15 protein-coding genes are annotated in these 13,624 nt (G+C 72.2%); 4 read left to right on the forward strand and 11 right to left on the reverse strand.

Annotated elements, in window-relative coordinates:
* The first annotated feature begins 5 nt into the window (after positions 1-5).
* Positions 6-533 carry a hypothetical protein gene (locus H291_RS0121825; RefSeq protein WP_020017158.1) on the forward strand — a complete coding sequence of 176 codons (528 nt, stop codon included), beginning with the start codon at positions 6-8 and terminating at the stop codon, positions 531-533.
* Here the strand turns inward: H291_RS0121825 and H291_RS0121830 are convergent.
* Complete coding sequence (locus H291_RS0121830) at positions 530-1,324, reverse strand: GbsR/MarR family transcriptional regulator (RefSeq protein WP_020017159.1); 795 nt, start codon at positions 1,322-1,324, stop codon at positions 530-532. The genes H291_RS0121825 and H291_RS0121830 overlap by 4 nt on opposite strands.
* A gap of 241 nt (positions 1,325-1,565) precedes the next feature.
* Between H291_RS0121830 and H291_RS0121835 the strand changes: the two genes are divergently transcribed.
* Both H291_RS0121835 and H291_RS0121840 read left to right on the forward strand, forming a co-directional pair.
* Positions 1,566-2,231, forward strand: a complete 666-nt coding sequence (locus H291_RS0121835; RefSeq protein ID WP_020017160.1) for a DUF4097 family beta strand repeat-containing protein — start codon at positions 1,566-1,568, stop codon at positions 2,229-2,231.
* 137 nt (positions 2,232-2,368) lie between these two features.
* A complete protein-coding gene (locus H291_RS0121840) occupies positions 2,369-3,187 on the forward strand; it encodes an alpha/beta fold hydrolase (RefSeq protein ID WP_033327706.1) in 819 nt (272 codons plus the stop codon).
* An 84-nt stretch (positions 3,188-3,271) separates the two neighbouring features.
* On the opposite strand, the gene H291_RS0121845 is transcribed toward H291_RS0121840, so the two are convergent.
* The 10 genes from H291_RS0121845 to H291_RS0121890 all read right to left on the reverse strand — a co-directional run bounded on the left by H291_RS0121845 (position 3,272) and on the right by H291_RS0121890 (position 12,704).
* Entirely contained in the window at positions 3,272-4,378 is a 1,107-nt protein-coding gene (locus H291_RS0121845) for an enolase C-terminal domain-like protein (protein ID WP_020017162.1), read from the reverse strand.
* A 9-nt stretch (positions 4,379-4,387) separates the two neighbouring features.
* Complete coding sequence (locus H291_RS0121850) at positions 4,388-5,149, reverse strand: IclR family transcriptional regulator (protein WP_020017163.1); 762 nt, start codon at positions 5,147-5,149, stop codon at positions 4,388-4,390.
* Positions 5,150-5,173: 24 nt separating this feature from the next.
* Positions 5,174-6,091 carry a carbohydrate ABC transporter permease gene (locus H291_RS0121855; protein WP_020017164.1) on the reverse strand — a complete coding sequence of 306 codons (918 nt, stop codon included), beginning with the start codon at positions 6,089-6,091 and terminating at the stop codon, positions 5,174-5,176.
* Between the two features lies 1 nt (position 6,092).
* Complete coding sequence (locus H291_RS0121860) at positions 6,093-7,061, reverse strand: carbohydrate ABC transporter permease (protein WP_020017165.1); 969 nt, start codon at positions 7,059-7,061, stop codon at positions 6,093-6,095.
* 1 nt (position 7,062) lies between these two features.
* Positions 7,063-8,394, reverse strand: coding sequence for an ABC transporter substrate-binding protein (locus H291_RS0121865; RefSeq protein WP_033327709.1), 1,332 nt, complete (start codon positions 8,392-8,394; stop codon positions 7,063-7,065).
* Positions 8,395-8,571: 177 nt separating this feature from the next.
* The gene (locus tag H291_RS0121870) at positions 8,572-9,918 is read right to left on the reverse strand and encodes a dipeptidase (protein WP_020017167.1); all 1,347 of its coding nucleotides are present in this window, start codon (positions 9,916-9,918) and stop codon (positions 8,572-8,574) included.
* A gap of 2 nt (positions 9,919-9,920) precedes the next feature.
* Positions 9,921-10,370 carry a hypothetical protein gene (locus H291_RS0121875; RefSeq protein WP_020017168.1) on the reverse strand — a complete coding sequence of 150 codons (450 nt, stop codon included), beginning with the start codon at positions 10,368-10,370 and terminating at the stop codon, positions 9,921-9,923.
* On the reverse strand, positions 10,367-11,866 hold the full coding sequence (locus H291_RS0121880) for an APC family permease (protein ID WP_232216140.1): 1,500 nt from the start codon (positions 11,864-11,866) through the stop codon (positions 10,367-10,369). Before H291_RS0121880 ends, H291_RS0121875 begins: the two co-directional genes overlap by 4 nt.
* A gap of 62 nt (positions 11,867-11,928) precedes the next feature.
* Positions 11,929-12,222, reverse strand: a complete 294-nt coding sequence (locus H291_RS0121885) for an SHOCT domain-containing protein (protein ID WP_198012565.1) — start codon at positions 12,220-12,222, stop codon at positions 11,929-11,931.
* Positions 12,222-12,704 (reverse strand): DUF6325 family protein, encoded by a 483-nt coding sequence (locus H291_RS0121890; protein WP_020017171.1) that lies wholly within the window; start codon positions 12,702-12,704, stop codon positions 12,222-12,224. The genes H291_RS0121885 and H291_RS0121890 overlap by 1 nt, the downstream gene beginning before the upstream one ends.
* A 148-nt stretch (positions 12,705-12,852) precedes the next feature.
* Here H291_RS0121890 and H291_RS31160 point away from each other — a divergent pair, with 148 nt between their 5' ends.
* Positions 12,853-13,614: a hypothetical protein gene (locus tag H291_RS31160; RefSeq protein ID WP_020017172.1), complete on the forward strand. Its 762-nt coding sequence runs from the start codon at positions 12,853-12,855 to the stop codon at positions 13,612-13,614.
* Positions 13,615-13,624 lie beyond the last annotated feature (10 nt).

A 13,624-nucleotide genomic window follows, 5' to 3' on the forward strand; every position in this document is an offset into this window, starting at 1 on the left:
CCGCCGTGCGCGACGAGGAGCCGCGACCACGCCACGCCGCCGCGGCCCCCGCGCCGGGCGAGCGGGGCGAGTCGCTCAAGGAGCGGGCGTCGTACCTGTACGGGCTGGTCATCACCGGGTCCGTGCTCGCGTCAGCGCCTCCCGAGCTCGGGCTCGTCCGGGTCGCGATCCTGCTGGGCGGCACGCTGCTGGTCTACTGGTGCGCCGAGTCGTACGCCCACCTGATCGCCGCGCGCTCCGTGGCCCGCCGACCCCTGCACCCCGACGAGCGCCGGCACGTGCTCGGCGAGGGCCTGCCGCTCGTCGCGGCGTGCACCGCGCCCGTCGTCGTGCTGCTGATCGAGGCGGTGCTGCGGGTGCCGCCGAACCTCGCCGTCGACATCGCGCTCCTGGTCAACCTCGCGCTGCTGCTGCTCGTGGGCTGGCGCATGAGCACGGACGGCGGGCTGACGGGCACCCGGCGCCTGGGCTCGACCCTGGTCGCGGGCCTGCTGGGCGTCGCGATGATCGGGCTCAAGCTGGCCCTGCACTAGCCGGCGCGGCCGCCCGGCCCGGCGTCGGACGGCGCGGCGTCGCTCCCGCCGTCGTCGGACGGGGTGGCGGACCCGGTGACCGGGCCCGTGTGCAGCACGTCGCGGGCCTGCTCGGCGGCGCGCACGATGGTCTCGCTCATGAAGTCGAGGAACCGGGCGATGTTCTCCAGGCGTGCGGCGGCGGGCGTGCTCGCCCCGAGCACGACGACGCCCTGCCGGGCCGTCTCGGCGAGCTGGTCGTTGGCCCGCGCGCTGGCGATCGTCGACTGGTACCAGACGTCGTTGTCGGCCACGTACCGCTCGCGGCGGCCGCCCTCGTCGCGCTCGCGGCGCACGAGGCCCTGGCCCTCGAGGAAAGTGATCGCCTTGGAGACGGACGCCGGGCTGACCTCGAGGCGCCGGACGAGGTCCGCGGCGGTGACGCTGCCCTCGTCGGTGGTGAACATGCAGGTCAGCACCCGGGCGGTCATCCTGGTCAGGCCCGAGGCGATGAGCACGCCGGTCAGCGCCTCCTCGAACTCGGCCACTGCGGCGGCGTCGCGCCCATGGGCTTGCGGGGCCGGTCGCGCGTCCCGGGGCGCGGCCTGCCGGCTGCGGTGGGCGCGGCGCTCCGTGGCGCGGTGCGCCGTCTCGGCGCGGTAGCCGGTGGGGCCGCCGTTGCGCAGCACCTCACGCGTGACCGTGGAGGTCGGGCGGTCCAGCCGCCGGGCGATCTCGGCGTAGGACAGGTCGTCGGCGAGGCCCAGCGCGATCTGCTGGCGCTCCTGCCTGGTGAGTCGGCCTCCCGGCATGACGGTCTCCTCGGGTGTCGGTGCGGTCCCTGCCTGCCCACCATAGCGTTCACTTCCCACTCATTGCAATGCAACCTGACGTTGCGTTGCTTTACTTTCACGATCGTTGCAACAGTTTTGTGGTTCTGACCTGCACAAACGCGGATACAACGCAACAAGTATGTTGCCTGGTTCTGGAAAGCAACGTAGCGTTTGCGATGTCAGAAACACAGGGAAGCCACCAGCACAGGAGTCGATCACCATGCAGAACTTCGCCACCACCGCCCCGATCTCCGCCGTCGTCGAGATCCCCGCCGGCCGGGTCCAGCTCATCGCCGCCGACCGCGCCGACACCACCGTCGAGGTCCGGCCCACCAACCCCGCCAAGAGCCGCGACGTCCAGACCGCCGAGCAGACCACCGTCACCTTCGCCGACGGCGTGCTGCAGGTCCGGACCGCGGAGCCGCACAACAAGCTCGTCGGCCACGCGGGTTCCGTGGAGGTCACGGTCCAGCTCCCCGCCGGGTCGAGCCTCGAGGGCAAGTCGGACGCCGCCGAGCTGCGCGCCGTCGGCCGCCTCGGTGACGTCGTCTTCGACGGCGCATACCAGCAGATCAAGGTCGACGAGGCGGCGACGCTCCGCCTCACCGCGATCGACGGCGACGTCGAGGTGGGCCGGCTCACCGGTGCCGCGGAGATCACCACCGCCCGTGGTGACATCCGCATCGCCGAGGCCGCGAGCGGCTCGGTCGTGCTCAGCACCCAGTCCGGTGACATCACGGTCGCCGCGAGCGCCGGCGTCTCGGCCACCCTCGACGCCGGTACGACCCTCGGCCGTGTCAGCAACACCCTCAAGAACGACGGCGCCGCCGTGCTCGACATCCGCGCGACGACCACCCACGGCGACATCTCGGCTCGCAGCCTCTGAGCCGACCGGTCCGGGCCGCGAGGCCCGGACCAGGCACCACCCCGCACGACGCACCGACGCGGCGACGCGCCAACGCAGTGACGCACCGCGCACCGACCAGCACCACTTCCCGCACCACGAACCGACAGGTGGAGAACATGACGAACCACAGCGCTTCCTCGACCAGCACCGCGTGGTCCGGCCTGGTGCCGGTCGACGACACGACCCTGGCCGTGACCGACACCGGCGGCCCGGGTCTCCCGGTCGTCTTCCTGAACGGCCAGTTCGCCACGCAGGGCTACTGGCGCAAGACCCTCGCCGACCTGGGCAGCGGCTACCGTCGCATCACCTTCGACGAGCGGGCCCGCGGCAAGAAGTCCGGCACCTCGGCCGACTACTCCTTCGAGGCCGCCGTCCGCGACGTCGACGCCGTGCTCGCCGCGCGCGGCGTGGAGAAGGCCCTGGTGGTCGGCTGGTCGTACGGGGCCGTGGTCGCGGCCCACTGGGCGCAGCGCAACCCGGAGCGCACCCTGGGTGCGGTCCTGGTCGACGGCGCCTTCCCGCACGACTGGCTCGACGACGCGATGGAGGTGCGCATCCGCAAGCTGTTCCGCCGGATGAGCTGGTTCACGGTCCCGCTGCGGATCACGGGCATCACGCCGCGGATGTCCGCGGCACAGCAGGCCGAGAGCAACATCGAGCTCGGCAAGCTGTCCAGGGAGAGCGCCCTGGCGCCGGTGCTGAACGACATCCGCGTCCCGGTCCGGTACGTCGTGGCCTCGGGCACGTCCCTGGGCAGCAAGGGCGACGAGCAGGAGCAGATCCGGGCCGGGCTGGAGGCGGCGACCGCCGACAACCCGAACATCAGGATCAGCGCCAAGGTCCCCAGCAACCACGGCGCGATCCTCAGCAAGGACTTCCACGCGATCGGCGACGCCATCCGGGAGGTCGCGGACCTGAGCACCGCGCAGCGGTAAACACCACCAAGAGGCAGGCGGCACGGGACGACGAGGGCCGGGGCAGCGCGCGAGCGACGCCCCGGCCCCGTCGTGTCACAGAGGTCAGGCGATGGGCCGCAGGTGGGCCTCGTCGGGCACCGGGATACCGAAGCCGGGCGCGTCGCCCAGCCGCAGCACGCCGTCGACCGGGCCGAGCAGCGCCGGGTCGACGCCGGCCACGGTGCCGGGCACGCCCTCGACGATCTCGACGTTGCCGAGCCCGGCTGCCAGGTGCGCGGCGTACCGCGTCTTGAGCGGCCGGCCCCAGGCGTGCGGGGAACCGTGCACGCCGTCCGCCACGAGCTCGGGCATCAGGCGGCGCCACGCGGTGAGGCCGTACGACATGACGTCCATGAGCAGCACGTCGATCGACCCGGCGGCGGCGACGGGGCGCAGCGCGGCGACGTCGGGCGAGGTCTCGCCCTCCGCGATCCGGGTGTCCGGCGAGTGCGCGTCGAGCCAGGAACGGAGCGCCTTGAGGTCGTCGGCGTCGTCGAGGAACGGCTCCTCGACCCAGAACAGGCCGACGTCGGCGACGGCCTCCAGGTAGGTGATGAACCCGTGGCGGTCGTAGCCGTCGTTGGCGTCCACCAGGATGCGGGCGTCGGGGAAGGCGTCTCGGACGGCGCGGGTCACCTCGATGTCGCGGGCGTCGCCGGCCTCCCGCGGCAGCCACTTGTTGCCGCGGCCGATCTTGAGCTTGAAGTCCCGGAAGCCCAGGGCGGCGTCGGCCCGGCACTCCTCGATCAGCACGCCGACGCCGCGCGGCGCGTCGTCCGGGTCGAGGTCGTCGAAGTAGATGGCGCCGTCGTAGACGCCGACGTCGAGCGAGCCGTGCCCGCCGAGCAGCGCGTGCACCGGCGCGTCGAGCACCACGCCGAGGAGGTCGTGCAGGGCGATGTCGAGCCAGCGCTCCGCGTCGTCGCGGATGCCGGTGGCGGGGTCGATCAGCTCCGAGAGGAGGCGGCCCTCGACCCGGGTGACGTCGCCCGGCGGCCCCTCGAACAGTCCCCAGCCGGTCCGGCCGTCCTCGGTGACCAGCACCGCGACGTCGGAGTCGGGGCCGGAGCCGTGGCTGCCGAGCCGGGCGTTGCGGCCCACGGTCCGGGGGTAGCGGGTCTCCAGCGAGGCGAGCCGGACGGAGCTGATGCGGGGGTCTGCGGAGGCCATGGGATCCAATCAGGGCAGGTCGGGTGGGGGTGCCGCGCCGAGCGCGACGGACAGGCGGGCGGCGGTGCGGCGCACCGCCGTCACGATGGCGGGCTGGGCCGCGACGATGCGGTCGCGCGGGCCGGCCACGCTGATCGCCGCGACGGGCAGGTCGCCCGCGCCGCGGATCGGCGCGGCCACGCAGCGCACGCCGGGCTCACGCTCGGCGTCGTCGAGGGCCCAGCCGAGCTCGCGGATGCGGGCGAGCTCGGCGTGCAGCGCGGGCGGGGTGGTGAAGGTGGTGTCGGTGTAGCCCGGGAGCGGGATGCGGCCGACGACCGCCTCCGCCTCGGCGGCGGGCAGCGCGGACAGGTAGGCCTTGCCCAGGCCCGACGCGTGCAGCGGGGCGCGGCTGCCGAGCTTGGACACCACCTTCACCACCTGCGGGCCCTCCTCCTGCATCACGTAGCACATCTGGTCGTCGTCGAAGATGGCGATGAACGCCGTCTCCTCCGTCTCGGCGACCAGCTCCCGCAGGTGCTCGGGCCCGACGGCGTGGATGTCGAGGCCGTCCAGCGCCTGCAGGCCGAGCCGCATGACGACGGGGCCGAGGCGCAGCTCGGTCTCGCCCACCACGTAGCCGCGCTCCCGCAGCGTGCCGACGATGCGGTAGGCGGCGCTGCGGCTGAGGTCGAGGTCGGTGGCCAGGCGCTGAACGGTCGCGCCCGGCGTCGCCGCGAGCCGTTCGATGATGTCCAGGCCGCGTGCGAGGGTGCCGGTGGAGTCATTCACGCTGCCATTCTCCACGGGGCCGGCTCATCCCTTGAGACCCGAACGGGCCACGCCGGCGATCACGAAGCGCTGCACGAACGCGAACAGGATCAGCACCGGGATGCTCGCGATCGCCGCGCCCGCCATGACCGCCGGGTAGTCGGTGGCGTAGGCCCCGCGCAGGGTCGCCAGGCCGGCGGGGAGCGTGAGCTGCTCCGGGTTGAACAGCACGTACAGCGGCCAGAGGAAGTCGTTCCAGCTCCCCAGGAACGACAGGAGACCCAGCGTCGCGAGCGGCGCCCGGGACAGGGGCAGCACCACCCGGACGAAGATCTGCCAGCGGTTGGCGCCGTCGATCAGCGCCGCCTCCTCCAGCTCCGCCGGGATGCTCTGGAAGAACTGGACCAGGAAGAAGACGCCGAACGCGCTCGCGGCGCCGGGGATGACGAGCGCCCACATGGTGTCGAGCCAGCCGAGCCCGTCGACGATCAGGTAGTTCGGCATGAGGAACACGAACCCCGGCACGAACAGGGTGCCGATGATCAGCGCGAACACGATGCGCCGCCCCGGGAACCGCATCCGGGCCAGCGGGTAGGCGGCCGCCGAGGCGGTGGCCAGCACCAGCACCGTGTGCAGCACGCCCACGAGCACCGAGTTGCCGAGCCAGCGCAGCAGCGGGGCCTGGGCGTCGGCGAAGAGCTTGGTGTAACCCTCCATGGTCGGGGTGGGCGGGATCCACGCGGGCGGCAGCGCGGTGGCGTCGCCCGTGGTCTTGAACGACGTCGAGAGCATCCACAGCAGCGGGGCCAGGATGATCACCGACAGGATCAGCAGCGCCGCGTACAGCAGCAGGGTGCCGACGACACCGCGGCCGGTCGCCTCGTCGCGCCGCGCTCTAGCTACGGGCCGCCGCGGGGACGCGGGCGGGGTGGTGCTGCCGGGGGGAACGACGGTGGTCGCCACGTCAGCTCTCCTTCTGTCGCAGGAACAGGAAGTTCAGGGCGCTCACGACGATCAGCAGCAGCGCGAGCAGGTAGCTCATGGCGGCGGCCAGGCCCATGCGGAACTGCTCCAGGCCCACCTCGGCGATGAACATGATGGCGGTGCGCGTCTCGTTGGACGGGTTGCCCGCCGTGAGCAGGTAGGACTGGCCGAACATGTTGGCCGAGGCCAGCACGGTCATGGTCAGCACGAAGAGGAGCACGGGGCGCAGCTGCGGGATCGTCACGTGCACGAACTGCTGCCAGCGGTTCGCGCCGTCCACCTTGGCGGCGTCGTAGAGCGCGTCGTCCACGTTCTGCAGGCCCGCGAGGTAGACCACGGAGTTGAAGCCCATGGTCCACCAGACCGTCACGCCCACCAGGGAGACCCAGACCCAGGGGGTCGCCGTCAGCCACGGCACGGCCTCGGTCACGCCGAGCTCCGCGAGGTACCCGTTGATCAGGCCCGTGTTGCCGTTCAGCAGGTACTGCCACAGCAGGCCGATCACGCTGACGCCCAGCACGTACGGCGCGAAGAAGACGGCGCGGAAGAAGGTGCGCCCGCGGAACCGCTGGTTGAGCAGGAGCGCCAGGCCCAGCGGGATCGCCATGAGCAGCGGCACCGAGAGCACCACGAACAGGCCCGTGGCCCGCATGCTCTCCCAGAACTGCTGCGCCACCAGCGCGTCCGGGGTGAACAGGTCGATGTAGTTCTGCAGGCCGACGAACGGTCGGTCGGGCAGGAAGAAGTCCCAGTTGTGCAGGCTCATCCAGAGCCCGGACACGGCCGGGACCAGCACGAACGTGCCGAAGATCAGCAGGAACGGCGCGAGGAACACGTACGGCGTCCAGGGCCGGGGCCGGTGCGGCGGGCCCGGGCTGCGGCGGGGCGGCTCGGCGGGGCGGCGCGCGACGTCGTCGGCGGGGCGGCCCGGCAGGGTGGTGGCGGTCATCTCAGGCCCTCCCGTACTTCTCGGCGTTCTCCTGCAGCAGGAAGGACGCCTGCGTCGTCGCGGTCTCCAGCGCCGCGCCCGGGTCGCCGAGCGAGAGCAGGGCGTCCCCGATCGCGGGGTACAGGATGGTGGTCTGCACCTCGGCGATGCCCGGCACCAGCGGGTAGAAGCGGATGTGCTCCACGCCCTCGGCGACGTGTGACTGCGCTGTCAGCTCAGCCAGCTCGGGCGAGTCGAGGATCGGCAGGCGCGCGGGGACGGGCCCCGCGGTGGCCCAGCCGATCGAGTTGGCCAGGATCCAGCCCAGGAACGTCACGACGGCGGCCAGCCGGTCGGCGTCGAACCGCGGCTGGCGGGCGACGACGAACTGGTGCGAGCCCGAGAACGCGGCACGCCGCTCGCCGATCTGCGGCAGCGGGGCCACGTCCCAGTCGAGGCCGTCGACGGAGCCGAGGTCGTTGATCAGGGCCCCGGGCCCGCCCCACAGGAAGGCGTTCTGGTCGTTCTTGAACGCCGTCGAGGCGTCCGAGCCGCTGACGTTCCGCGGGCTCCAGCCCTCGCGGATCAGGGTCTGCTGCCAGGTCAGCGCGTCGACCCCGGCCCGGCTCCCGAACGTGGCGGCGGTGCCGGCGTCGTCGTAGTGCTCGCCCCCGAACTGCCAGAGCAGGGAGTCGAACCCGCGTCCCACGCCCTGCGGGTCGACGGCGGGCAGCCAGTGGCCGCTGATCCCGGCCGAGGCCAGTGTGTCGAGCGCGTGCTCGTAGGCGGCCCGGTCCGTCGGCGGCGCGTCCGGGTCCAGCCCGGCCTGCTCCAGCACCCGGCGGTTGTAGAACAGCGAGTCTGGCCACATGTCCAGGGGCAGCGACCAGCGCTGGTCCCGGTAGACGCCGGAGCCCCAGACCACAGGGAGGTAGTCGGCCTCGGCGAGCCCCACGGTGTCGAGGATCTCGTCGACCGGCATGATCACCCGGCGCGCGGCATTGGTCGCCACCTGGAAGTTGTGCATGAGCGCGAAGTCGGGCGCCAGGCCGCTCGTGACCGCCGCCGGGAACTTCTGGTAGAAGTCGCCCCACGGCAGGGCGTACATGTCGATGGCGATGTTCGGGTGCTCACGGGTGAACTCCTCGATCAGCGTCCGCATGACCGGGCCGTCGCCGCCCGTCAGCCCGTTCCAGAACTTCAGCGTGACCGGCGGGCCGTCGTAGGCCGCGGGCACCCGCGGCATCCGCGCGGTGCCGATCGTCGGCGCGCAGCCGGCGACGGCCGCCGCGACGCCGGCGAGCCCTGCCGCGCCGATCGCCCGCAGGACCGTGCGGCGCGTGAGCGTACTCATCTCCACGTCTCCACCTCGTTGTGTGCCGTCCCACTGATCGGGACTGCTGTGTCGATGAACGGGACACTAGCGAAGGCGGTGGAGCGCGCGCAAGAGTCCGCGCCAAGAATGTGTGTGCGCATGCTTTCGAGATCGAAAGCATGCGCACTCACGTTCCGGGTGCGGACCTTCTGCCGGTCAGCGGGCGGCAGAATTCGCGTAGAGCTGGAGGAAGCGGGCCGTGGCGTGGGCCATCGACTCGATCTCGCGGGGGTCCACGCTCTCGTTCGGGGCGTGGATGGCGGCGAGCGGCTCCTCGACGCCGACCAGGATGATCTCGGCCCCGGGGTAGGTGTCGGCGAAGACGTTGCAGAGCGGGATCGACCCGCCCTGGCCGAGCTTGGCCATCGGCTTGCCGTAGGCCTCCTCGAGGGCAGTGCCGAGCGCGTGGAACGCGGGCCCGTCGACCCGGGCGAGGAACGGCTCGCCCTCCGCCTCGACCGTGATCTGGACGCCGACGCCCCACGGGGCCGCGGCCCGCAGGTGGCTCTCGAGCGCCGCCCGGGCCTTGTCCGCCGTGGTGCCGGGCGGGATCCGGAGGTTCAGCCGGGCGGACGCGCGGGGCGTGATCGCCGACGCCGAGCCCACCACGGGCGGGCAGTCAATGCCCAGGATCGTCAGGGCCGGCCGCGCCCAGAGCTGGTCCGCGACGCTGCCGTCGCCGAGCAGGGAGACGCCCTCCAGCACGGTCGCGTCCCAGCGGAACCGGTCGGCCGGGTACGGCTCGCCGGGCCAGGTCCCGTGGTGGTCGAGCCCGGCGACCGTGGTGCCCCCGTCGCTGTCGCGCAGGGTCCCGAGCACCGCGACGAGCGCGGCCAGCGCGTCGGGGGCGGCGCCGCCGAACATGCCGGAGTGGACCTCCGCGCCGAGCGCCTGGAGGGTCAGCACCACGTTGACCATCCCGCGCAGGCTGACGGTCGCCGCGGGGTGCCCGACGGCGGCGTTGCCGGTGTCGCACACCAGCACGGCGTCGGCGCGCAGCAGGTCGGCGTGCCCGGGCACGAACGCCTCCAAGCCGCCGGTGCCCTGCTCCTCGGAGCCCTCGACGACGAGCTTGAGGTTCACCGGCACCTCGTCCAGGGCACGGAGCGCGGCCAGCAGCATGACGATGTTGCCCTTGCAGTCGGCACTGCCGCGGCCGTACCAGCGGCCGTCGGCCTCGGTGAGCTCGAAGGGCGGCGTCCGCCAGGCCGACTCGTCCAGCGGCGGCTGCACGTCGTAGTGCGCGTAGAGCAGCACCGTGGGCCCGGACGCGTCGGGGCCGGGCCGGGAGCCGACGACGGCCATGCTGCCGTCCGCCGTCCGCTCCAGGTGGGCGTCGCCGAAGCCGACCTCGGCGAACCTCGTGAGCACCCAGCGCGCGGCGCGCTCGCACTCCTCGGGCGGGAACTGCCGGGGGTCCGCGACCGACCGGATGGCGACGAGCTCGGCGAGCTCGTCGCGGACGCGCGGCATCTCGGCGCCGACCCTGCTCCGGATGTCCATGGTCAGGCTCCCGTCACGTTGTCGGTCTGGAGGCTGTCCACGTACTGCTGGAACTCCTCGAGCTCGTCGGGGCAGTAGATCTGGATGATCAGGAGCTGCCCGTGCAGGATCTTGCGGTCCGAGATCACGGGCCGTGCCCCCGGTCCCGACGCCCCGTTGGCGAGCTGCGCCTGCAGCGTCGCCCGGGTCAGCGGGTCGTTCGGGTCGGCGCAGGTCGCTCCGCCGTCGTCCCCGAGCACGCGGACGATCTGGTCCTTCGACGGCGTGACCGTGGCGCCGGCGGCGTCGAGCGCCTGGATCAGCTCGTCAGCCTTGGCCTCGGCGTCGCGGCTGCGGTCCGCCGCGCGGAAGAAGACCAGGCCCAGGACCACGAGCGCGACGATCACGACGCCGAACACGACGTAGAGGACCGCGCGCTCGCGCCCGGACTGGGTCTCGTCGGGGGTGCTCATTCCGGACTCGCCTCCTCGGTCACGTCGGCCTGCTTCCACGAGGGCTTGCGCGCCCGGTAGAAGAGGTACGGGACCAGCAGCCCGAGGCCCAGCGCACCGACGACGACGATGACGACGTACACGAACGGGTTGCCCCCGCCGAACTGGGACGGCGGCACGAACCCGACGAGCAGGGCCGCGAGCGACGCCCCGAAGCCGATGCCGCAGAGCGACTTGAGCATGGGGCTGCGGAACCCGCGCGGATGGTCGGGATACTTGCGCCGCAGTCCGATGGCCGCGACGAACATGAGCAGGTACATGATCAGGTACACCTGCGTCGTGATCACCGAGAAGATCCAGTAGGCGCTGGAGACGTTGGGGATCAGCGCGTACATCAGGCCGATCGCCGTGGTGACGATGCCCTGGACCACCAGGATGTTCTGCTGCACGCCGTTCTTGTTGAGCCGCTGCAGGAACGGTGGCAGGTAGCCCTCCTGCCGGGAGATCAGCAGCAGGCCCTTGGACGGGCCGGCCAGCCAGGTGAGCATGCCGCCGAGCGACGCCGTCACGAGCATGATCCCGACGATCGGCGTGAGCCACTGCGTCCCGAAGTTGGCGAAGACCGCGTCGAAGGCCTGCATGACGCCCGCGGTGAGCGACAGCTGGTCGGCGGGCACCACCCAGCTGATCGCGAGGGCCGGGAGGATGAAGATCAGCAGCACCAGCGTCATCGCCAGGAACATCGACCGCGGGAACTCCTTGGCCGGGTTCCGCAGCGACGACACGTGCACCGCGTTCATCTCCATGCCCGAGTAGGACAGGAAGTTGTTCACGATCAGCACGAGGCTGGACAGCCCGGCCCACGCAGGCAGCAGGTTGTCCGCCGTCATCGGCGCGGCCGACTCGTTGCCCTGGCCGAGGAACACCATGCCGAGCACCACGAGCACCACGCCGGGGATCAGCGTGCCGATGATCAGGCCGCCGCTGGCCAGCCCCGCGACACCCTTGGTGCCGCGCGAGGAGACCCACACGCCGCTCCAGTAGACGACGATGATGACGCACGCCGTCCAGACGCCGCTGCTCGCGAGCGACGGGTTGAAGACGTAGGCCAGCGTGCTCGCGACGAACCCCAGCAGGCTCGGGTAGTAGAAGATCGTCATCGCGAACTGGCACCACACCGCCAGGAACCCCATCGGCTTGGAGATGCCGCGCGCCACCCAGTTGTACACACCGCCCTTCCAGCCCGACGCGAGCTCGGCGGAGACGAGCGACGTCGGCAGCAGGAAGACCACGGCGGGCACCAGGTACAGGAACACGCACGCCAGCCCGTAGACCGCCATGGTCGGGGCGGCCCGCAGGCTCGCCACCGAGCTCGTGGTCATCATCGCGAGCGCGACCCACGAGATCCACGCCGTCGCGGGCACCTTCTTGCGGGCGGCCGCCTCGGCCGCGGGTCGGGCCGCGGGTTCTGTCGCGGGTCGGGCCGTGGGTTCGTTCGGAACGTCCATGGCGCTCATGAGTCGTCTCCGTCCCTGGCGGTACGTGGGTGCCCGCGGACGGCGCCGCCGGCGGGAACAGCTCAGCCGGCGAGCAGCCTGGCCTTCTGCGCGCTGAACTCGGCATCGGTCAGGACACCCTCGTCCCGCAGCTTGCCGAGCCGTTCGAGCTGGGCGATCACGTCCTCCGACCCGGACGCCGCGGGCTGCGGCGGCGGGGGTGCCACATAGACCTGCTGCGGGGCCTGCTGCTGCGGCTCGGCGTAGCTCTCCTGCGCCGCCCAGCGGTTCGCCTGCCGCCGCGAGACCCGGTTGGACACCGCCGTCGCGGTACCGGCCACGACCGCCGTACGTGCCACACCTCTGAGGAGTCCCATCACACTTCCCCTTCCCGGGTCTGCGCCGGCGTCGTGCTCGGCGAGGTCTGCTCCGCCTCCAGGGCGTCCAGCGCGGCGACGACGTCCTCGACCGGGATCCGGCCGCTGGCGATCACCTCCGCGCCGGCGGCGCGCATGGCTGTCACGAACGGGCCGGCCCACGTGTTCTCGTACACGATCAGGCCGACGGCGTTGCCGGGGGCGATCAGCTCGACGCTCTGGCTCAGGTCGTCGTCGTCGAGCAGGCCGGAGCCCACGCCCTCGAACACGGCCAGGTCCAGCTCGCCGTCGTTGTCGAGGTCGCGCAGCTCGATCGCGACGACGTCGCCCTCCTCGGTCCGGCGGGCGACCCGGAGGTCGAGGATCCGGATGATCCCGCGCTCGACCAGGTCGAGCAGGGCGGCCATGCCCTGGCCGTTCAGCCTGCTCTCCGGGAACTCCAGCGCAAGGTAGTCGATGGGTCCGACGTCCAGCTCGGTCATCTCCGGGCCTCCTGTGGTGGCGGGCGGGTACAGCGCTTCCGCCACGACACTGACATCACCCCGGGTGGTCGCGGCCCACCCGGACCAGGGTGGACCTGCGCCACCCGGGTGGGCGCCATGATCACGGGACAGACCCCCGGAGGCCGCCATGTCCGAGATCCCCACCTACGACGCCGAGCAGCTCGCCGGCATGCTCGTGCTCCTGCCCGACGTCGACTCGGTGGAGCTCAAGCTCACCGTCCCCGACGACTTCCAGCGCTCCGCCGTGCGGATCCTGGGCATCGACCCGCTCGACGCCGTGCTGCGCCAGGTCGCGTTCGTCGACACCCCCGACCTGCGGCTCTCGGACGCCGGCGTGGTGCTGCGGGCCCGGCGGACCCAGCGCAAGCCCGGCGACCTGACGGTCAAGCTACGGCCGGCGGTGCCGCACGACGTGCCCGAGGGCTACCGCGGGCACGACGGGTTCAAGGTCGAGCTGGACGCGTCGCCGGCCGGCTTCACCTGCTCGTGCTCGCTCACCGTCGAGGCCCCCGACCGGCGCGTCCGCAAGATGATGACCGGCGACCGCGGCATCCACGGCATGCTCGACGACGACCAGCGGGCCCTGCTGCGCGAACGCATGCCCGAGGGCGTCTCGCCCGACGACCTCGTGGTGCTCGGGCCGATCAACCTGATCAAGTGCCGGTTCCGCGCCAAGGGGTACCCGCGGCGCATGGTCGCCGAGCTGTGGGGCCTGCCCGACGGCTCACGGATCCTGGAGCTGTCCACCAAGGCCCCGCCCGCCGAGGCGTTCCAGGCCGCCGCCGAGACCAAGGCCATCCTCGCGGGCAAGGGGATCGACCTGAGCGCCCCGCAGGAGACCAAGACCAAGGCGGCGCTCGCCGCGCTCACGGCGCCCGGGGCGGGGTGACCCGCGTCGG

Source organism: Promicromonospora sukumoe 327MFSha3.1 (genome assembly GCF_000385135.1).
Taxonomy (GTDB): Bacteria; Actinomycetota; Actinomycetes; order Actinomycetales; family Cellulomonadaceae; genus Promicromonospora; species Promicromonospora sukumoe_B.